Genomic DNA, 20,643 nt, shown 5'->3' with positions numbered 1-20,643 from the left:
TGGAGACACACCCCATGACTTCACGCCGTCACCTTTTGCTTACCTTGGGCGCCGCGCCCGCCCTATGGCAGGGCCCGCTGGCGCTGGCCCAAAGCAACACCCCCATCCGCATCCTGGTGGGTGCCCCGGCAGGCGGCTCCACTGACACGCTGGCGCGCACCCTGGCCATTGAAATGGGCCGCCTGCTGGGCCGCACCGTCATTGTCGAGAACCGACCTGGCGCGGGCGGCAACATCGCGGCTGATGCGGTGGCCAAGGCCGCGCCCGATGGCAATACCCTGCTGATGAGCTTCACCAGCCATGCCATCAATGCCAGCCTTTACAAGACGCTGCCGTTCGACCCCATCAAGGACTTCACGCCGCTGACCTGCGTGGCGACCTCGCCCTCGGTGCTGGTGGCCAACCCCGCCGTGCCCGCCAAGGATGTGCGCGAGCTGATCGCCCTGGCCAAGGCCAAGCCGGGCAAGCTCAACTTTGCGATCGGCGCTGTGGGCTCGTCCCTGCACCTGGCGGGGGACGCGTTCAAGATGCAGTCGGGTGCCTACATCGTCAACATTCCATACCGGGGCACCGCGCCCGCCCTGCAGGACGTGCTGGCCGGGCAGGTGGAACTGATGTTTGCCGCCGTGGGCAATGCCCAGGCGCAGATCCGCGCGGGCAAGCTCAAGGCGCTGGGGGTGACCAGTGCACAGCGCCTGCCCGCGTTCCCCGATGTGCCCGCGATTGCCGAGGTGCTGCCCGGTTATGAGTCCAGTGCCTGGTTCGGGCTGTTCGGCCCGGGGCAGATGAATCCGGAGCTGGCCAAGCGCATCAGCGACGCCGCGCGCCAGGCCATTGCGTCGCCCGATGTAAAGCGGCGCCTGGAGCACGAAGGTGCCGTGCCCGTGGGCAACAGCCCCGAAGAGTTTGCGCGCTTTGTGCAGGCCGAGATGCGGCGCTGGGCCAAGGTGGTGCAGTTTTCCGGAGCCAAGCCCGAATGAGCCTCGCATCCAGCCCCCCGAGCACGCTGGCGCAGAAGCTCGTGGCCCGCGCCAGTGGCCGCGACCGCGTAACGCCCGGCGAGATCGTCAATTGCCGTGTCGATCTGGCCATGTTCCACGACTCGTCCGGCCCGCGCCGGCTCAAGCCCATGCTGGAAGAGCTGGGCGCCCAGATCTGGGACAAGCGCCGCGTGGTTCTGGTGATGGACCACTACCTGCCCGAGCGCGACGACGAATCCCGCCGCATCGTGCGCATCGCCCGCGACTGGGCGCGCGAGCAGGATTTGCCCCATGTGTACGACGGCCAGGGCATCTGCCATGTGGTGGTGCCCCAGCACGGCCACATCCGCCCCGGCATGTTCTGCGTGGGCGGCGACTCGCATTCGCCCACGGGCGGCGCGTTTGGCGCCTACATGTTTGGCATCGGCAGCACCGAGATGCTGGGCGTGGTCGTGACCGGTGAAATCTGGCTGCGCGTACCGCACACCCTGCAGATGCACTGGAGCGGCCAGCTGGCTGCGGGCGTGACCGCAAAGGACATGATGCTGCACATGATTGGCCGCTTTGGCATGAACGGCGGCCAGTACCAGGCCGTGGAATTTGCCGGGCCCGCCGTGCAGGCGCTGGGCATGCAAGAGCGCATGACCCTGTCCAACATGAGCGCCGAGCTGGGCGCCCAGGCCGGTCTGATTGCCCCCGACGCCACGACAAGCGACTGGCTCCGTGCGGCGGGCGTGCCTGATGCGGACCTGCAGGGCCTGGATGCCTGGCACACGGACGAAGGCGCTGACCTGACGCGCCACACTTTCGACGCCACCACACTCACGCCCCAGGTCGCCGCCCCGCACAGCCCCGCCAACGCCGCACCCGTGGCGCAGCATGCAGGGCAGGGCATCGACGTGGCCTACATCGGCGCCTGCACCGGCGCCAAGCTGGACGACCTGCGCGCCGCCGCCAGCGTGCTGCGTGGCCAGCGAGTGGCCCCCGGCGTGCGCCTGATGGTGGCGCCTGCCAGCCAGCGCGACCAGGCCGCCGCCCAGGCCGAGGGTGTGCTGCAGGTGCTGCAGGACGCAGGCGCCGAGCTGTTTCCCACCACCTGTGGGGCCTGCGCGGGCTATGGCGACACGGTGGGCGACGCCACCAACGTCATCTCCAGCACGGCGCGCAACTTCAAGGGCCGCATGGGCGCGCCCACGGCGCAGGTGTACCTGGCCTCGCCCTACACGGTGGCAGCTTCGGCGCTGCGTGGCTGCATTACTGACCCCCGAGAGGTGTTGGCATGACGAGCATCCATCGCGTCTGGAAGTTGGGTGCCGACATCGACACCGACGTGCTGGCCCCCGGCCACGCCATGAAGCACGGCATCGACGTGCTGGCGCGCCATTGCCTCGAATCCGTGCGCCCCGACTTTGTGGCGGACGTGCGCAAAGGCGATGTGATCGTGGCCGGACCCAACTTTGGCATTGGCTCATCGCGCGAGCAGGCGGCTGCCGTGCTGGTGCGCCTGGGCGTGGCGGCGGTGATTGCGCCGTCGTTCAGCGGGCTTTACTTTCGCAACGCATTCAACCTGGGCCTGCTGCTGCTGACCTGCCCCGAGGCCGATGCCATCGGGGAGGGGGAGGGCATCACCCTGAACGAACAAACACCGTCGGTCACCACCGCCCAGGGGCGTGTGCTGGCCTGCGACCCGATTCCCCCGTTTCTTTTGGACATGGTGCGCGCCGGTGGGCTGATGAACCAGCTGCGCGCCCGCTTTGGCAAGGAGCCGCTGCATGGCTGAAAACATCCCAACCCCGTCACCCATGGATCCGGTCACGCTGGCCGTGCTGCGCGGTCGGCTGGAACAGATCGCTGACGAGATGGACGCCACGCTGTACCGCAGCGCGTTCAACCCCATCATTGCCGAGGCGCATGACGCGTGCCACGGTCTGTACGACGCCGCCACCGGCGACACGCTGGTGCAAGGCAAGTCTGGCCTGCCCGTGTTTGTGGGCGCCATGGCCTTTGCCGTGCGCGCGGCCATGCGGGCGGCGGGCGAGCGCGGCGGCATCACGGCGGGGGATACCTGGCTGTTCAACGACCCCTACGAGGGCGGCACCCACGCCAACGACTTCAAGCTGGTGCGCCCGTTCTTCCGCAACGGGCAGCTGTTCTGCTTCTTGGCATCGGCCGCGCACTGGCACGACGTGGGCGGCGCCGTGCCTGGCAACTACAACCCGGCTGCTACCGAGTGCTGGCAAGAAGCGGTGCAGATCCCGCCCGTGCGCATCGTGCGGGGCGGTGTGTTTGACGACGACGTGCTCGCCATCCTCAAGGCCAACACCCGCCTGCCCGACAGCCTGTGGGGCGACCTGAACGGCCAGCTGGCCGCGCTGGACCTGGGCGAGCGCCGCCTGCACGACCTGCTGGACCAGTATGGCGACACCCAGGTGCAGCAGGCCATGGGTGAGCTGCGCACGCGTGCCGTCAAGCTCATGCAGTCGCATATTGCGGCGCTGCCCGACGGGCGCTACAGCTTCAGCGACATCCTGGACAACGACGGCGTAAAGGACGAGCCGCTGACCATTGCGCTCGACATGACGGTGCAGGGCGACCGCCTGACGCTCGACTTCTCGCGCACCTCGGCGCAGTGCGCGGGACCGGTCAATATCTCGCGCGCCACGGCCATTGCGGCGTGCTATGTGGCGCTCAAGCACTTGTTCCCGGATGTACCTGCCAATGCCGGCGTGCTGGACGCGGTGGACTTTGTGCTGCCCGAGGGCCTGGTCATCAGCGCCGCGCGCCCGCGCCCCGTGGGTGGCTACACCGAAACCATCCTGCGCATGATCGATGTGATCTTCAGCGCCACCGCGCAGGCCGACCCGAAGCGCGCCATGGCCCAGGCCTACGGCACCATCAACGCGCTGTCCATCGCCGGGCTGCGCACCGACCCCGCGCGGAAGGGCCAACGCTGGGTCATGTTCAGCTTCTTCGGCGGCGGCCACGGAGGGCACAGCGATGGCGATGGCCTGAGCCACGGCAACGCGCCCATCTCCACCGCCACCATCCCGCCGCTCGAAATCCTGGAGGCGGCGTACCCCGTGCGCTTCACGCAGTGGGCGCTGCGGCCCGATTCGGGTGGCGACGGCCAGCACCGGGGTGGCCTGGGCGCCATCTATGAGATTGAGCTGCTGGAGCAGGATGCCGAGGTGTTCATCTTTGGCGAGCGTGGCAAGGCCGCACCCCAAGGCATTTCGGGCGGTAGCGCTGGTTCCATGAACGTCTTCAGCTATGAAAACAATAGTGAATGGAAGCAGCCACCCATGCGCTCCAAGATGATTGGCATCCGCCTGAAGCAGGGCGAACGCGTGCGCCTGGAGACCCCCGGTGGTGGTGGCTACGGCACCCCGGCTGCGCGGGATGCCGCGGCGCGTGAGAAGGATCTGGCGATGGGCTATGTGAGCGCCCCCGCCGTAATGAAAGGCAAGGCATGAGCAGCGGCAAGGTTTCGGACAAGGCTTTGAACGAGGCATCCTATGTGGTGGGCGTGGACGTGGGCGGCACCTTCACTGACCTGTTTGTGCTGGATGAGCGCGACGGCAGCGCCCGCATCGTCAAGGTGCCCAGCACCCGGGGTGAGGAGGCGCGCGGCTTCATGAACGGCGTGGCGCGCGTGGCCGACTCGGCCGGGCAGATCGCCACCATCGTGCACGGCACCACCGTAGGCACCAATGCGCTGCTGGAGCGCAAGGTGGCGCGCACCGGCATCATCACCACGCGCGGCTTTCGCGACGTGCTGGAGATGCGCCGCCGCGACCGGCCCCAGACCTGGGGCCTGCGTGGCAGCTTCGAACCCATCGTGCCGCGCGACCTGCGGCTGGAGGTGGACGAGCGCGTGCTGGCCGACGGCACGGTGCACACACCGGTGGATGTGGAGCAGGTCAAGGCCCAGGCGCGCGCACTGCTGGCGGCGGGCTGCGAGGCCGTCTGCGTATTCTTCATCAACACCTACGCCAACCCCGCCAACGAGCAGGCCGCCGTGGCTGCCGTGCGCAGCGTGTGGCCCAACCCGCATGTGACGGCCGCCAGCGAGGTGCTGCCCGAGATCCGCGAGTTCGAGCGCTGCTCCACCGCCACGCTCAATGCATCCCTGCAACCCGTGGTGGGCAGCTACCTGGAGCGGCTGGAAGGCGACCTGCGCACGCAGGGCTTTGGCGGCGAGCTGCTCATCGTTCAAAGCAACGGCGGCGTGATGTCGCGCCAGACGGCCTGCGATGTGCCGGTGCGCACCGCGCTCTCGGGCCCGGCGGCGGGCGTGATTGCCTGCGCGGCCATTGCACGTGCGGCAGGCTTCCCCGATGTGATTACCGGCGACATGGGCGGCACCTCGTTCGACGTGTCGCTGGTGGCCAAGGGCGAGGCGGCGTTGGCCGCACAGACGGCCATTGAATTTGGCATGGTCGTGCGCTCGCCCATGATCCAGATCGAGACCATTGGCGCGGGTGGTGGCTCGATTGCCTCGGTGGATGCCAGCGGCATGCTGCAGGTGGGCCCCGAGTCGGCCGGTAGCATCCCCGGCCCGGCCTGCTATGGCCGGGGCAACACCCGGCCCACGGTCACCGATGCCAACGTGCTGCTGGGCCGTATCGCCGCCGACCGGCCCCTGGGCGGTGGCCTGCTGGCCGCCATGGACGCGCAAAAGTCGCGCGACGCCATCGAGACCCATGTGGCCCGACCCCTGGGCCTGGATGTGATGGCAGCCGCCGAAGCCATCCTCACGGTGGCCAACGCCAAGATGGCGGGCGCTGTGCGCGTGGTGTCCATCGAGCGCGGGCACGACCCGCGCCAGTTTGCCTACATGCCCTTTGGCGGCGGCGGCGCACTGCATGTGTGCGCCATGATGCGCGAGGTGGGCGTGGGCACGGGCATCGTGCCGCGCTACCCCGGCGTCACCTCCGCCCTGGGCTGTGTGATGGCTGACATGCGCCACGACGCGGTGCAGACGCTGAACAAACCCCTGGTCGACCTGGACGTGGCCGACCTGCGCCAGCGCGTGGCCACACTCGCAGCCACCTGCCAGCAGCGCCTGGACTCAGCGGGCGTGAAGTTTGTGGAAGTGCAGGAAATCATTGCGCTCGACATGCTCTACGCCGGGCAGACCCACACCGTGCAGGTGCCCGTGGCGGCTGATGCGCTGAGCCACGAAGGCATCCGCGCAGCGTTCGAGGCCGCCTACCGCGCCGCCTTTGGCCGTGTGCTTGACGGCATTGCCGTGCGGGTGATGAACCTGCGCTACGCCCGCGTGGGCGTGCGCCCCAAGTTCGACCTGACGGTACTCGCCCCGCAGACCACTACCGTGAACCCGTCGCTGGGCGTGCAGCGTGTGTTCCACGCCGGCCGCTGGTGGGACGCCGCGCGCCACGCACGGCTGGACCTGCCCGTGGGCACCCGCATCGACGGCCCGGCCATCCTGGAGCAGCCCGACACCACGGTGTGGCTGGAGCCTGGCTTCAGCGCCACGGTCGATCCGCTGGGCAATCTGCTGGTGCGGGCCGACGCGGGGGACGGAGCATGAGCCACGACGCCATCGACCCGCGCCACACGGCGCTGGTCATCATCGACCTGCAAAACGACTTTCTGGCGCCGGATGGCGCCTATGCACGCGGCGGCGCGGTGAGCGCAGCCGCCCAGGCCTTGCCGCCCCGGGTGGCAGCGGTGGCTAAGGCGCTCAAGGCGGCGGGTGGCATGGTGGTGGGCAGCCAGTTCACCCTGTGGCCCGATGCGCAGGGCGAGCCCATGGTGTCGCCCCACCTCAAGGCCTTGCGCCCGTTTCTGCGCCGTGGCGACTTTGCTCCCGGCAGCACGGGCCAGGCCCATGTGGCCGAGATCGCACCGTGGGTGGACGTGTCGGTGTGCAAGGTGGCGTATTCGGCCTTCTTCAATACCCAGCTCGACTGGGTGCTGCGCCGCGCGGGCATCACCACCGTGGCCGTGTGCGGCATCGTCACCAACGGGGGCGTGGCCAGCACGGTGCGCGATGCGCACATGCGCGAATACCACACGCTGGTGCTGTCCGACGGCTGCGCAGCCTTCAGGCAGGAAGTGCATGACACCTCGCTGGCCGACATGGCCAACGTGGCCCAGGTGCTGACCTGCGCCGACTTTGCGGCCGCTGTGACTGCCGCTATTGCGGCCCCTTCCGCATGAATGCGCCCATGAGCACGCCTACGACCACGCCCCGTATATGCCACGCCGAGCACCTACCCGGCACCGTAGCGCAGGACGCCCATGTGCCCGTACTGATCGTGGGTGGCGGTGCCTGTGGCCTCACGGCGGCGTTGATGCTGCACGACGCCGGTGTGGACTGCGCCGTGCTGGAGCGCGATGCCACGCCGCTGGGCTCCTCGGCCCTGTCATCCGGCTTTATCCCTGCGCCCGGCACGCAGGCGCAGCATGCGGCGGGCATTGACGACAGTGCGGAGCGTTTTGCAGCTGACATCAGCGCCAAGGCCAAGGGCAGGGCGGCGCCGCACTTGGTGCAGGCCTACGCCCAGGCCATTGGCCCGGCGCTCGATGCATTGCAAGAACGCCACGGCCTGCAGTGGCAGGTGCTCGATGGATTTCTGTACCCCGGCCACAGCGTGCGCCGCATGCACGCCACGCCCGAGAAAACCGGCGTGGGCCTGATGGGCCGCCTGGCCAACGCGGTGACAGCGGCGGACATTCCGCTGATCACCGAAGCCACCGTGCGTGAGCTGTGGGTCAACGCCCAGCAGCGCGTGATCGGCGTGGGCTACGAGCGGCCCGACGGCACGCTGGAGCACCTGGCCTGCGACGCACTCATCCTGGCCTGCAACGGCTTTGGCGGTAACCCGGCCATGGTGCGCGAGTTGCTGCCCGAGATGCGCGACGCGCTGTTCGCCGGCCACACCGGCAACGACGGCAGCGCCATCGCCTGGGGCCGAGAGTTGGGGGCGCGACTGGCCGACCTGGGCGGCTACCAGGGCCACGGCTCCTGGGCCATTCCGCAGGGCGCGCTGATCTCGTGGGCGTTGATGATGGAAGGCGGCATCCAGGTCAATGCGCTGGGCGAGCGCTTTCACGACGAGACACAGGGCTACTCCGAAGCCTCGGTGCATGTGCTGGCGCAACCGGGCGGCGTGGCGTGGAATGTGTTCGATGCGCCCATCCTCGCATTGGCGCGCAGCTTTCCGGACTTTGTCGATGCCGAGGCGGCCGGTGCCGTCAAGCACTGCGACAGCGTGCAGGCACTGGCGGCCACCATTAGCTGCGAAGAATCAAAATTGATAGCTACTCTCGCAAGCCTGACGGGCGGTGGTGGCCAAAATGAGGCAAATCACCGCACTTTTACCCGTCCACTGCAGGCACCGTTCTGCGCCGTCAAGGTGACCGGCGCGCTGTTCCATACCCAGGGCGGGCTGGACATCGACGCCCAGTGCCGCGTGCTCAGCCAGCACGGCCAGCCATTGCCCAATCTGCTGGCCGCAGGCGGCGCCGCGCGGGGCGTGTCGGGCGACGCGGTCTGGGGCTACCTCTCCGGCAACGGCCTGCTCAGCGCCGTGGCTGGTGGCTACATCGCTGCGCACACGGCGGCCGAACTGACCCGCCAGAAAGTTTGAAGACATGACCGCCTCATCGTTGAAAGAACGCCTTCACCAACCCCGCGCCATCCTGGCCCCCGGCGTGTACGACGCCCTGAGCGCCCTGGTGGCCGAGCAGGCGGGCTTCGAGGCGCTGTACCTCTCGGGCGCCTCCATTGCCTACACGCGTCTGGGCCGCTCCGACGTGGGCCTGACCACCTACACCGAGGTGGAAGACACCCTGGCCCGCATCACCGAGCGCGTGCGCACGCCCGTCATCGTCGATGCCGACACCGGCTTTGGCAACGCACTCAACACCCAGCGCACCGTGCGTGGCTTTGAGCGCGCAGGCGCGGCCATGATCCAGATCGAAGACCAGGGCTTTCCCAAGCGCTGCGGCCACTTGGATGGCAAGACGGTGGTGCCGGTGGCCGAAATGCGCGGCAAGCTCCACGCCGCGCTGGACGCGCGCCGCAGCGCCCACACGCTGATCCTGGCCCGCACCGACGCGCTGGCCGTCGAGGGCATCGACGCCGCCTTCGACCGCGCCGAGGCCTACTTGGAATGTGGCGTAGACGCGCTGTTCATCGAAGCCCTGCGCACCCCCGAGCAAATGGACGCAGCCTGCCAGCGCTTTGCCCACCGCATCCCGCTGCTGGCCAACATGGTCGAGGGCGGCAAGACACCGATCCAGAGCGCGCAAGAGTTGCAGCAGCGCGGCTTTCGCATCGTGATCTTCCCGGGCGGCACGGCCCGCGCCGTGGCGCACACGCTGCAGGGCTACTACGCCAGCCTGCGCACGCACCAGACCACGACGCCGTTCAAGGACCGGATGATGGACTTTGACGGCCTGAATGCGCTGATTGGCACGCCTGAGCTGATGGCCCAGGGCCGACGGTACGAGTAAGCCGCCGACGGTTTACGAACCTGTTCTAAGAGCGGCTAACAAAACTCAGCGAAGTGGCCCTGGCAAGGCGTTTCGCCGCAGGCAGTACAAGTAGTACGACAAGGCGAGACAACGACGCCAGGGGAGTTTTGTTAGCCGCTCTAAGGCCAATGCCCCCGCCCACACTGCGGCGGGTGAGGGCGCGTACCATGCCGCCAACGTTCTTCCCCCGAACTGCATGGAGACCCACATGGCCCACAACCCACAAACCATCACCCTCGGCGGCGGCTGCTTCTGGTGCACCGAAGCCGTGTTCGACCGCGTGCGCGGCATCACTGACGTGGAAAGCGGCTACACCAACGGCCACACCATCAACCCCACCTACGAGCAGATCTGCCAGGGCGACACCGGCCACGCGGAGGTGGTGCGCCTGACGTTCGACGCCGACGAAATCAGCCTGGAAGAAATCCTGGAAATCTTCTTCCACACCCACGACCCGACCACCCTCAACCGCCAGGGCAATGACGTGGGTACGCAGTACCGCAGCGGCATCTACTACGACAACCCCGAACACGGCGAGATCGCCAACACCATGATCCGCCAGATGTCGCAAGACAAGCTGTTTGGCGCGCCCATCACCACCGAGGTGAAGCCACTGCAGAACTACAGTACGGCCGAGGCTTACCACCAGGACTACTTTGCAAACCACCCCAACGCGGGGTACTGCGCGTTTGTGGTGGGGCCGAAGGTGGAGAAGTTCAGGAAGACGTTTGCGCGGTATTTGAAGGGCTGACGCTGCGACGCAGATGACCATCAAGGGGGCGGCATCTGCATGTTGCTCTGTGGGTTCACCGAAGGGAGGGTGAGCAAATTCCTCGGGGTGACGCTTCGTGCGGGCATAATGCAACCCGATTGCGTTATGCGCAGTTCATCCGCACCACCCATGCCCTTACCGTCCCCTCAACGTCTCCAGTCCTGGTCGCTTCCTTCCGGTATGCGCGCCACCCGCGCCACCAGGGCGTTGGCGGCGGTGTACCAAGCCCGGCCGGACGCAGCCCTGTCAGAGCCCGAGGTTGAGACGGCCCTGGCCCAAGCAGGTGTTGCCGTCAACAAGGTCACCGTCTACCGCATGCTCGACCGTTTTGCCGCCGCCGGGCTGTTGCACAAGCAGGTGGATGCCGCGCGTGTGACACGCTATGCGCTGGCGCCGAAGGGTGAAGAGGGCGCTGCCCCCAGATTCGAATGCGACGACTGCCATCGCCAGTTCCGCCTGTCGCAGGGTTCGGCCAAGGTGCAAAAGGCCCTCCAGCAGGTGCTGCAGGCGCTGGCCACCGCAGGGCATGAGAGTCTGGCGGTGGATGTTGCCGTGCACGGACGCTGTGCCGACTGTGCGCACTCGGCAGAGGGTGCCGCCGCATGATCCGTACCCGGGGGCTTTCCTACACCTATGCCACGGCTGGCGCGGCGCCGCTGCGCTTTCCGGATGTGGACCTGCGCCATGGCGGCACGCTGCTGCTGCGGGGGCGCTCGGGCACCGGCAAATCCACCTGGCTGGCGCTGATGGCGGGGCTGCGCGGTGCCAGCGGGGGTGACCTGTTTGTGGCGGGCACCCAGCTGGGCACGCAGCGTGGGGCCGAGATTGATGCCTGGCGTGCCCGCACCATTGGCTTTTTGCCGCAGAAGCTGTACCTCAGCAGTGCACTCACCGTGGCGGACAACCTGGCGCTGGCGTACTTTGCGGCCGGGCTTCCGCGCGACGATGCGGCGATCCAGCGCGCCCTGGCGCAGGTGGGGGTCTCCGAGTTGGCCGCGCGCAAGCCGCATCAGCTTTCGGGCGGGCAGGCGCAGCGCGTGGCGCTGGCACGCGCCGTGCTGCTGGCGCCGCAAGTGCTGCTGGCCGATGAGCCCACGGCCAGCCTGGACGACGAGGCAGCTGCGGATGCGCTGGCGTTGCTGCAGCAGAGCGCCGCCGTCTGCGATGCCAGCCTGGTGATTGCCACGCATGACCAGCGTGTGGTGCCCGCCCTGGCGGGTGTCCAGACCCTCGATTTGAATGAAATCGGCACGGAGCGCCGGTTGAATATGCCTGAGCAGCTATGAATTCAGGAGTATTCAAGCTCGCTCGCCTGTCCTGGCGTTACCTCTGGTCCCGCCCGCTGGCGGCCGTGCTCAACCTGCTGGTGCTCACGCTGGGCCTGGCCGCCATCACGCTGGTACTGCTGGTGGCCACACAGCTCGACAAGGCGTTTGAGCGCGACCTGAGCGGCATCGACCTGGTGGTGGGCGCCAAGGGAAGCCCGCTGCAGCTCATCCTGGCGGGCGTGTTCCACATCGACGTGCCCACGGGCAACATCCCGCTGCAAGAGGTGCAGACGCTGCAGAAGAACCCGCTGGTGGCGCAGGTGATCCCGCTCAGCCTGGGCGACAGCTACCAGGGCTTTCGCATCGTGGGCACCACGCCGGACTACATCACGCACTACGAGGCCATGCTGGCCGAAGGCGCGCTGTGGCAGCAGCCCATGGACGCAGTGCTGGGCGCCAGCGTGGCGCGTGGCATTGTGAAAGCCAGCCACCAAGGCGCGCCGCTGGTCGGCGCCACCTTCATCGGCAGCCATGGCCTGGGTGGAGGAGGGCATGCGCACGGCGACCACCCCTATCGCGTGAGCGGCGTGCTCGCGCCCTGCGGCTGTGTGCTGGACCGGCTGATCCTGACCAGCACCGAATCCGTCTGGATGGTGCACGAAACCGCCACGGCCAACGATGCCGAAGACCTGGAAATACTGAAGGAAGAGCGCGAAGTGACCGTGGCCCTGGTGCGCTACCGCACGCCCATGGCCGCCATCACGCTGCCGCGCCTGATCAACGGAGGCACGTCGATGCAGGCGGCGGCGCCCGCCATCGAGGTCACACGCCTGCTGCGCCTGTTGGGCGTGGGCGCCGACGTGTTGCGTGCCTTTGGGGGCGTGCTGCTGGCCGTGGCCGCGCTCAGTGTGTTCATCGCCTTGTGGAATGCCGTGCGCGAGCGCCGCGCTGACCTGGCCATGCTGCGCATGCTGGGCGCCCCCCCGGGCCGCGTGGCCGGGCTGGTGCTGTGGGAGGCCCTGTGGCTGGCCGCGCTCGCGTCCATGCTGGGGCTGCTGCTGGGCCACGGGCTGGCGCTGGTCTTGGGTTGGGCTTTGCAGGCGCAAGGTTTGCTGCCGGTGACAGGCTGGATCTGGCTGCCCGCCGAAGGCGGGGTGCCGCTGCTGGCCGCAGGCGTGGCGGCGCTGGCGGCGCTGCTGCCGGCCATGCAGGCCTACCGGACCGATGTGGCCGACTTGCTCAGCCAGCCATGACCGTCCCGTTGAACACCCCCGTTTTTGTTTGACCCAATTCTCTGAATCACCTGGAAGGACCCACCATGAAGCACCTGATCTCCGCGCTCGCCCTGGCCCCCATGCTCCTCGTTGGTGCGCTGGCCCACGCCCAAGCCCACAACGACAAGGACACCCAGGAAGACATCGCCCGCCACCGTGCGATGGCTGCCGCGCACGAGGCGGCTGCAAAATGCCTGGAATCCGGCAAGGGCCACGACCAGTGCCAGAAAGATTTGCAGGCTGCGTGCCGGAACCTGGCCATCGGAAAATACTGCGGCATGAAGCATGCGCACTGATCGCCTGTTTGTCTTGAAGCTTGTTCGCCCGGAGTCCCCGCCATGCCCCGCACCTTGAACCCCTTGCCCGTCACCGGCCAGATGGCTCGCCTGGCTTGTATTGCCGCCGCGTTGGCAGTGGCAGGCGGTGCACATGCGCAGCAAGGCGGTGCCACCAAGCCCGCGCCGGGCGCTTTTGAGCGCGTCAAAGAAGGCGCGGCCGCAGCACCGGTGCTGTCGTCGCCCCTGCCTGCGGGTGCGGGCACTGCCGTGCCAGCCGGGTCGGGTGCGGGGTATCACAGCCCCAACAGCCCGATTGCCCCGCTGCCCCAGCGCAACGACGTGGTGCCCTGGTCGGTGCTGACCGATTTGAGCAAGAAGACCACCAAGGACGGCATCCTGCCCGTGTTCAACGACGCCCAGAAGGGCATGGACAAGACCACGCAGCGCATCCAGGGCTTCATGGTGCCGCTGGATGCCAAGCCGACGCAAACGCACTTCATCCTCACCTCCGTGCCGCTGACCTGCTCGTTCTGCACGCCGGGCGGGCCCGAGAGCATGGTCGAGGTCAAGGCCAAGACGCCCGTGCGCTATTCGCTGGAGCCCGTGGTGGTGGAAGGCAAGTTCACCGTGCTCCCTAATGATCAATATGGCCTGTACTACCGCGTGGTGGACGCGGTGCCGGTGAAATAATCCACGGCTTTTGCAGCTGCAGCCTCTGCCGCAATCCTTTTCCCTTTCGTTCCTGACGTGACCCGCGCGCTTCTTCGTCCCCAGTACCTGCCGTCCGCCGCCCTGCGCAGCGCGGTGATGCGGCGCGTGGCGTTGGCGTGGCTGCTGCTGGCCCTGGTGGTAGTGCCCACGCTGGGGCGGCTGCACCAGGTGGTGCACGGAGGTGCGCTGGACCAGGCCCATGCCGGGCTGCTGGCCGCGCCGTCGTCGCTGCCCGGGCAGCCGACGTGGGCCCCAGCCCCCACTGCGCGGCCCGCTGCCACACCCGGCCACGGTCTGTGGCTCCCCTATCTGCTGGCCCACCACGCGCCGGTGGACTGCCTGTTGCTCGACCAACTGGCGCTGGGCGACGCATTGCAGGCCGCCCCGCTGGCGCTGCCCGTGGCCGATGCGCCACTGCCGCCCGCCATACACGCGGCGGGGCGAGCGAGCACACCCCACATTGCGCTGTTCCACGCGCGCGGCCCGCCGGTCGCCTGACGCGCAGCGCACCTCTAGGGACCCTCTGCACGAATCAAGCGGCAAGTGGGCGCAGCGGATCGGGAAGGGCAGCAAGGCGCAAAACGCAGCAATAGCGGTAGCTATTGCGAGTATTTGCAACGCGGCAGACCGCCCGAGCCCGCTGATGCACACGGCGCGCTGATTTGTGCAGAGGGTCCCTAGCCCCACCTTCTCAGCCGGCGTAACCGCTGTGTGCCTTGCAGGGCAACGCGGCGGTGTTGTGCCTGCTGGCGCAGGGCGCGGTATGCAAGCCGCTGTATGCAGGCCGATTTGGCGGCTGCCAGCGGCCGTACCACGGCGCGCAGCCCATCATTACTCCTGTTTTCATAGCTGCGAGCGCATATTTCACTATCGCTTGCAGCGGTTTTATTCATCAACCCGCGCCCAGGGCGCGGGTCGGCATGCGCAGGCGCGTTGGCACCGCCAGCGCCGCGCATGCCTTGTTGCAGGCCACCACCATGACCCACACCTTTTCTACCCACCGCTTTGTTTCCCGCCGCACCCGTCCGGCCCTCCACCCCGTGGCCCTGGCAACCCTGCTAGCGCTGTCCGGCACCAGCGTTGCCACCCATGCGCAGACTGCACCCGCGCCCGCTGCGGCGGCGGACGCCGCACCCAGCCTGCCCGCTGTCACCGTGTCGGCCAGCGGCCTGCAACTGGGCGCCAGCGACATGACCACCCCCGCCACCGTGCTGGAAGGCGATGAACTGGTGCGCCGTCGCGAGGCCACGCTGGGCGAAACGCTGAACAGCGAGCCCGGCATCACCAGCAGCCACTTTGGTGCTGGCGCCAGCCGCCCCATCATCCGCGGCATGGACGGCCCGCGCGTCAAGGTGCTGAGCGATGGCGCCGAGCTGCACGACGCCTCCACCATCAGCCCCGACCACGCCGTGGTGTCCGAGCCGCTGCTCGCCACGCAGATCGAGGTGCTGCGCGGCCCCTCGGCCCTGGTCTATGGCAACGGCGCCGTGGGCGGCGTGGTCAACGTGCTGGACGGCAAGGTGCCCACCGCCATTCCGCAAAAGGGCTACGAAGGCAGCGCCGAGCTGCGCGCCAACTCGGGGGCGGGCGAAGGTGCCGGGGCCTTCTCGCTGACCGGCGGTGCGGGCAACCTGGCCGTGCATGTAGAAGGCGTGGCGCGGGATGCGGGCGACTACCGCGTGGGCAAAGGCTGGTCGGGCGGCAGCAAGGTTCTGGGCAGCTTCAACCGCACCGACACTGGCAGCGTGGGCCTGTCGTGGGTCGGCGACCAGGGCTACCTGGGGGCGGCATACACCCGCCAGACCGCCAAATACGGCCTGCCTGGCCACAACCACAGCTTTGACGGCTGCCACACCCATGGCGATCACCTGCACTGCGGCGCCCATGCGGACGACGAAGCCGACGGCCATGACCACGACCATGACGCTGCGGCAGGCGATGTGCCGGTGGTGGACCTGCGCAGCGAACGCTTTGACGTGCGGGGCGAGCTGCGCAACCCGTTTGCGGGCTTCTCGGCCCTGCGGCTGCGCGCGGGCGTCACCGACTACAAACACGATGAGGTCGAAGACGGCGCCATCAGCACGACCTTCAAAAACAAGGCCTACGACACACGCGTGGAGCTGCAACACGAGCCCATCGGCGGCTTCAAGGGCGTGATCGGCCTGCAGACCTCGCAGCGCAAGTTCAGCGCCGAGGGCGAGGAGGCCTATGTGCAGCCCACCGTGACCCGCAAGACAGGCCTGTTCGTGCTGGAGGAGTACCGCTGGAACGACTGGCGCTTTGAAGCCGCCCTGCGTCACGACCGCCAGACGGCCGAGGCCCAGACCAGCGGCATCGAGCGCAGCCACAACGGCACGTCGGCATCGCTGGGCGCGGTGTGGAAGTTCACGCCCGGCTACCAGGTGGGCACCTCGTTCACCCGCGCCAGCCGTGCCCCGTCGGCCGAAGAGCTGTACGCCCAGGGCCTGCACATGGCCACCAGCACGTATGAACGCGGCAATGCCGATCTGCGCTCCGAAATCTCGCAGAACATCGATGTCAGCCTGAAGAAGACCAGTGGCGACACCACCTTTGGCGTGAGCATCTTCCGCAACCGCATCAACAACTACATCTACGGCCGCACCCTGGACGAGCTGGATGGGCTGCAGCTGCTGCAGTACAGCCAGGCCGACGCCACCTTCACCGGCGTTGAAGGCCAGGTGCGCCAGCGCCTCACGCGCAATCTGGGCATCACTTTGTTTGGTGACACCGTGCGCGCCAAGCTGGACGGCGGTGGCCTGCTGCCGCGCATCCCGGCCACCCGCGCCGGTGTGCGGCTGGACGCCAACTGGCAGGCGTGGGAAGGGCAGGTGGAATGGGTGCAGGTGGCCCGCCAGAACCGCGTGGCCGACTTTGAAACCGCCACGCCCGGCTACGGCATGCTGAACCTGGGCGTGAGCTACAACGGCCAGTTCAGCAGCGGCACGCCCTGGCAGGTGTACCTGAAGGCCAACAATCTGACGGACCGCCTGGCCTATGCACACACCTCGTTCATCAAGACCGCTGCGCCGCTGATGGGCCGCAACATCACGCTGGGGGTGAAGGTGGCGTTCTGACAGTTGATGCCGTCGTGACGTGCGTGAGCCAGCGCGGGGGAGGGCGTTGCTGGCTCACGAACCTCCAGGCTCCTAACCAGCCGGACCAGGGAGGACTTGGATGCATGCCATACTTGGTTCACATGGTTGATTTTCCGATCCGTGAAGGCGCCGTTGCCTGAGTCCCCGTGATCGCGCACGCCCGATGCTGGAACGGGATTGACTGCCCGGCAGGCCGCCCCAAGTCGGCTGCGCGACACGTGAAGGACTTGTTCATCGCGGCCCTGCATGTCTCTGACCTGTTTTGCGATACCCCTGCATGCCCACCACTCCCGCGCCGTCCGCAAACCTGTTGCAACTGCTCCCCGAGGCGGTGGTGCAGACCGATGCGCTGTGGGAGATCACCTATCTGAACCCGGCGTGGCACAAGCTCACCGGCCATTCAGTGGAAGCCGCTCTGGGCAGGTCTTTGCTGGAGTTCGTGCATCCCGATGACATTGGCACCATGCGCTCAGGCATGCCGGTGTTCCGCCTGCGCTTTGCCGACGGGGACTACCGCTGGGTGCGTCTGCAGTTTCACCCAGAGACGGATGCGGCAGAGCGGGTGATCAGCCGCCAGGGTGTCCTGATCGAGATCACCGAGGTCACCGAGCAGGTGCTGGTGGAGGTGCGCCAGCGCTTTTTGCGCTTGCTGGAAACCATTGACGGTGTGGTGTGGGAGGCTGAAATTGGCGTGGGCAACACGTTTCTGAGCCCGCAGGTCGAACGCTTGTTCGGCTACTCCGTCGAGGAGTGGCGGGCCGACCCGGGCTTCTGGCGGGCGCATGTGCATCCCGATGATCTGGAGGAGGCCCTGCGCATCGACGATGCCGCTTACAACGCCACGCACAGCCATGCCTACGAGATGAGCTACCGGCTGATTGCCAAGTCGGGCAAGGTCGTGTGGGTACGTGACCTGTGCCGCGCGGTGGTCGAGTTGGGTCGACCGAACCGCATGATCGGCCTGATGATCGACGTCACCCAGCAGAAGAACACCGAAATCGAGTTGGTGCGCTCCGAAAACCGCTATTCGCTGGCGACGCGCGGCTCCAATGACGGCATCTGGTATTGGGACTTGCGCACGGACACCCTGCATGTGTCAGGGCGCTTTCTCCAGATCGTCGGGCTGGGGAGCCGCGATCATGTGTATGAGGGCGGCTGGCGCTTTCTGGAGCAACTCATCGACCGCGAGGATCGCGCTCGTGTGCAGGAAGCCTACAGCAGGCACCTGTCCGGAAACAGCGCGAAATTTTCGGTGGACTTCCGCGCGTTCCACGGAGCGGGGCGGCTGGTATGGGTCAATTGGCGCGGGCTCGCCGAGTTTGAAGACGGCGTTGCGGTGCGCATGGCGGGCTCGTTGAGCGATCTGGCCGAGCGTGGCAGCTCCTACGATGCGCTGACCAACTTGCCTGGTCGGCCATTGTTCCGCGACCGCCTTGCACAACTGATCACGCTGCACCAGGGCGACGGGGTGAACGGGGATGGAGTGCCCACGCGCGGTGGGGCCACGATGTTCGCTGTGCTGCTGCTGGACCTCAACGGGTTCAAGGCGGTCAATGACTGCTACGGACACCATGTGGGCGACCAGCTCTTACAGCAGGTGGCGCGGAGGCTCGAATCCTGCGTGCGGTCGGTGGATCTGGTCGCCCGCATGAGCGGCGACGAGTTCAATGTGCTGTTGGAGTCCATTGACCCCGCCGAAGCCAGCCAACGCGCCCAGCAGATTGCCGCCGCGCTTGCTGCGCCCTATGTGATTGGCGAACACACCGTGATCAGTGGCGCGAGTATCGGGTTGGTCAGCAGCGCGTCCAGGCTGGCGACGGTGGACGACTACCTGCGCGCGGCAGACACTGCCATGTACCGGGCCAAAAGTCAGTCACTCGGCGTGTGCGTTTTTCAGTAAGGCGCCGTATCCAGGCGCAGCTGCGGCGGTTAGTGGCTGGATCAGGGAACAATCGCCACCGATTTGACCTGTGCCCACACCGCGCTGCCGGGCGCCACGCCCAGCGCGTGCAAGGCCCGGTGGGTGACCCGCGCCAGCAAAAATGACTCGCCACAGCGCAGCCGCACCAGCGCTTGCGAGGGGTGCGCGTCGGGCGCGATGGAGTCGATCACACAGGGCAGGTGGTTCTGGATGCTCGTCTGCATGGGCTCCTGCACCGTCAGGCTCACGTCGCGGGCCAGCACGCGCAGCCGCACTGTCTGGCCCACAGGCAGGCCGCTGTCGCGCAGCCACATGGCGCCACCCGCAAAGCCCACGCGCGCCAGGTGCCAAGTAGTGTCCCGATCCAGCACCTGGCCGCGCAGCAGCGCGCCCGCGTCGTCGCCCAGCACCACCGGCAGTTGCACGGACGACAGCACCTGGTCCACCGGCCCGGCGGCCGTTACCTGGCCACCCTCCAGCACCACCAGGTGGTCGGCCAGCCGCGCCAGTTCGTCGGCGGAGTGCGTGACATACAGCATGGGGATGTGCAGCTCATCGCGCAGGCGCTCCAGCCAGGGCAGGATCTCCTGGCGCCGCGCCAGGTCAAGGGCGGCCATGGGTTCGTCCAGTAGCAGCAGGCGGGGCGAGGTTGCCAGGGCGCGGGCAATGGCCACCCGCTGGCGCTCGCCGCCCGAGAGCTGACCCGGCTGGCGCTGCAGCAGGCGGCTGATGCCCAGCAGTTCGATGGCGGCCTGCAGCGTGGCCTCCGCCTGCGCAGACCGGGCGCGCTTGAGGCCGTACCGCAGGTTGCCCAGTACGTCGAGGTGCTCGAACAGGCTGGCCTCCTGGAACACATAGCCCAGCGCCCGCTGGTGCGTGGGTAAAAACACCCGGGCGGCATCGTCTTGCCACACCTCGCCGGCCACGGCCACCAGGCCAGGGCGTGCGCGCTCCAGCCCCGCCACGCAGCGCAGCACGCTGGTCTTCCCCGAGCCCGAGGCGCCAAACAGCACCGTGATGCCGCTGCCGGGCAGGTGCAGGTCTACGGCCAGTTCAAAGTCGGCACGCGGCAGCGCGAGCCGGATGCGCAGGTCGCCGGGCGCACTCACGGCAGCACCCGCGAGCCACGGTTCTTGAGCAGCGCCAGGCACAGCAGCACCACGAACGAGAACAGCATCATGCCGCCCGCCAGCCAGTGCGCCTGGGCGTATTCCATGGCTTCCACATGGCCGTAGATCTGGGTGGAGACCACCTGCGTCTTGCCCGGGATGTTGCCGCCAATCATCAGCACTACTCCAAACTCGCCCACCGTGTGGGCAAAACTCAGGATGGCCGCCGTGAGCAGGCCGGTATGGGCCTGCGGCAAGGCCACCGTAAAAAACGCATCCACCGGGCTAGCCCGCAGGGTGGCGGCGACCTCCATCGGGCGGCGGCCCATCGATTCAAAGGCATGCTGCAGCGGCTGCACCGCAAACGGCATGGAGAACACCACCGACCCGATCACCAGGCCGGTGAAGGTGAACGACAGCAGGCCCCAGCCCATGGCCTGCGTGAACTGCCCCAGCGGCCCGGCGGGCCCCATGGCCACCAGCAGGTAAAAACCGAGCACCGAAGGCGGCAACACCAGCGGCAGGGTCACGAAGGCGCCCACCGGCCCCTTCCACCAGGACTGCGTTTGCGACAGCCACCAGGCCAGCGGCGTGGCGATCAGCAGCAGCACGAGGGTGGTGAGGGTGGCGAGCTGCAGGGTCAGCCAGACGGCTTGCAGTGCTTCAGGGCCCAGGGGCATGGAGGAAAACGGCGGTGGCGGGGATG

Annotated in this window: 19 protein-coding genes; 17 read left to right on the top strand and 2 right to left on the bottom strand. The window is 67.7% G+C overall.

The window, feature by feature from the left end; all coding sequences use genetic code 11:
* The first annotated feature begins 14 nt into the window (after positions 1-14).
* The 17 genes from ACOYR4_RS11585 to ACOYR4_RS11505 all read left to right on the top strand — a co-directional run bounded on the left by ACOYR4_RS11585 (position 15) and on the right by ACOYR4_RS11505 (position 18,807).
* Complete coding sequence (locus ACOYR4_RS11585) at positions 15-980, top strand: tripartite tricarboxylate transporter substrate binding protein (RefSeq protein ID WP_422846704.1); 966 nt, start codon at positions 15-17, stop codon at positions 978-980.
* Positions 977-2,263 (top strand): 3-isopropylmalate dehydratase large subunit, encoded by a 1,287-nt coding sequence (locus ACOYR4_RS11580; protein WP_422846703.1) that lies wholly within the window; start codon positions 977-979, stop codon positions 2,261-2,263. The genes ACOYR4_RS11585 and ACOYR4_RS11580 overlap by 4 nt, the downstream gene beginning before the upstream one ends.
* Positions 2,260-2,760: a 3-isopropylmalate dehydratase gene (locus ACOYR4_RS11575; protein ID WP_422846702.1), complete on the top strand. Its 501-nt coding sequence runs from the start codon at positions 2,260-2,262 to the stop codon at positions 2,758-2,760. Before ACOYR4_RS11580 ends, ACOYR4_RS11575 begins: the two co-directional genes overlap by 4 nt.
* On the top strand, positions 2,753-4,453 hold the full coding sequence (locus ACOYR4_RS11570) for a hydantoinase B/oxoprolinase family protein (RefSeq protein ID WP_422846701.1): 1,701 nt from the start codon (positions 2,753-2,755) through the stop codon (positions 4,451-4,453). The genes ACOYR4_RS11575 and ACOYR4_RS11570 overlap by 8 nt, the downstream gene beginning before the upstream one ends.
* Complete coding sequence (locus ACOYR4_RS11565) at positions 4,450-6,534, top strand: hydantoinase/oxoprolinase family protein (RefSeq protein ID WP_422846700.1); 2,085 nt, start codon at positions 4,450-4,452, stop codon at positions 6,532-6,534. Before ACOYR4_RS11570 ends, ACOYR4_RS11565 begins: the two co-directional genes overlap by 4 nt.
* Positions 6,531-7,166: a cysteine hydrolase family protein gene (locus ACOYR4_RS11560; protein ID WP_422846699.1), complete on the top strand. Its 636-nt coding sequence runs from the start codon at positions 6,531-6,533 to the stop codon at positions 7,164-7,166. Before ACOYR4_RS11565 ends, ACOYR4_RS11560 begins: the two co-directional genes overlap by 4 nt.
* Positions 7,167-7,174: 8 nt before the next feature.
* Positions 7,175-8,599 (top strand): FAD-dependent oxidoreductase, encoded by a 1,425-nt coding sequence (locus ACOYR4_RS11555; protein ID WP_422846698.1) that lies wholly within the window; start codon positions 7,175-7,177, stop codon positions 8,597-8,599.
* Positions 8,600-8,603: 4 nt separating this feature from the next.
* The gene (locus tag ACOYR4_RS11550) at positions 8,604-9,467 is read left to right on the top strand and encodes an isocitrate lyase/PEP mutase family protein (protein WP_422846697.1); all 864 of its coding nucleotides are present in this window, start codon (positions 8,604-8,606) and stop codon (positions 9,465-9,467) included.
* 229 nt (positions 9,468-9,696) lie between these two features.
* Positions 9,697-10,239, top strand: a complete 543-nt coding sequence (msrA, locus tag ACOYR4_RS11545; RefSeq protein WP_422846696.1) for a peptide-methionine (S)-S-oxide reductase MsrA — start codon at positions 9,697-9,699, stop codon at positions 10,237-10,239.
* A gap of 201 nt (positions 10,240-10,440) precedes the next feature.
* Positions 10,441-10,866 carry a transcriptional repressor gene (locus ACOYR4_RS11540; protein WP_422846695.1) on the top strand — a complete coding sequence of 142 codons (426 nt, stop codon included), beginning with the start codon at positions 10,441-10,443 and terminating at the stop codon, positions 10,864-10,866.
* A complete protein-coding gene (locus ACOYR4_RS11535) occupies positions 10,863-11,546 on the top strand; it encodes an ATP-binding cassette domain-containing protein (RefSeq protein WP_422846694.1) in 684 nt (227 codons plus the stop codon). The genes ACOYR4_RS11540 and ACOYR4_RS11535 overlap by 4 nt, the downstream gene beginning before the upstream one ends.
* Positions 11,543-12,781, top strand: a complete 1,239-nt coding sequence (locus ACOYR4_RS11530; RefSeq protein ID WP_422846693.1) for an FtsX-like permease family protein — start codon at positions 11,543-11,545, stop codon at positions 12,779-12,781. The genes ACOYR4_RS11535 and ACOYR4_RS11530 overlap by 4 nt, the downstream gene beginning before the upstream one ends.
* Positions 12,782-12,846: 65 nt before the next feature.
* Positions 12,847-13,098 carry a hypothetical protein gene (locus ACOYR4_RS11525; protein ID WP_060984366.1) on the top strand — a complete coding sequence of 84 codons (252 nt, stop codon included), beginning with the start codon at positions 12,847-12,849 and terminating at the stop codon, positions 13,096-13,098.
* 42 nt (positions 13,099-13,140) lie between these two features.
* A complete protein-coding gene (locus ACOYR4_RS11520; protein WP_422846692.1) occupies positions 13,141-13,770 on the top strand; it encodes a DUF3299 domain-containing protein in 630 nt (209 codons plus the stop codon).
* A 57-nt stretch (positions 13,771-13,827) separates the two neighbouring features.
* Positions 13,828-14,289: a hypothetical protein gene (locus ACOYR4_RS11515; RefSeq protein ID WP_238990659.1), complete on the top strand. Its 462-nt coding sequence runs from the start codon at positions 13,828-13,830 to the stop codon at positions 14,287-14,289.
* A gap of 479 nt (positions 14,290-14,768) precedes the next feature.
* On the top strand, positions 14,769-16,886 hold the full coding sequence (locus ACOYR4_RS11510; RefSeq protein WP_422846691.1) for a TonB-dependent receptor domain-containing protein: 2,118 nt from the start codon (positions 14,769-14,771) through the stop codon (positions 16,884-16,886).
* 298 nt (positions 16,887-17,184) lie between these two features.
* Positions 17,185-18,807: a sensor domain-containing diguanylate cyclase gene (locus ACOYR4_RS11505; protein ID WP_110958664.1), complete on the top strand. Its 1,623-nt coding sequence runs from the start codon at positions 17,185-17,187 to the stop codon at positions 18,805-18,807.
* Between the two features lie 41 nt (positions 18,808-18,848).
* On the opposite strand, the gene modC is transcribed toward ACOYR4_RS11505, so the two are convergent.
* Both modC and modB read right to left on the bottom strand, forming a co-directional pair.
* Positions 18,849-19,937 carry a molybdenum ABC transporter ATP-binding protein gene (modC, locus tag ACOYR4_RS11500; RefSeq protein ID WP_422846690.1) on the bottom strand — a complete coding sequence of 363 codons (1,089 nt, stop codon included), beginning with the start codon at positions 19,935-19,937 and terminating at the stop codon, positions 18,849-18,851.
* A complete protein-coding gene (modB, locus tag ACOYR4_RS11495) occupies positions 19,934-20,617 on the bottom strand; it encodes a molybdate ABC transporter permease subunit (protein WP_422846689.1) in 684 nt (227 codons plus the stop codon). The genes modC and modB overlap by 4 nt, the downstream gene beginning before the upstream one ends.
* Positions 20,618-20,643: the final 26 nt, after the last annotated feature.

It is taken from the genome of Acidovorax sp. M14, from assembly GCF_049331375.1.
Lineage (GTDB): Bacteria > Pseudomonadota > Gammaproteobacteria > Burkholderiales > Burkholderiaceae_C > Acidovorax.
This window is presented reverse-complemented; position numbering and strand designations above follow the sequence as displayed.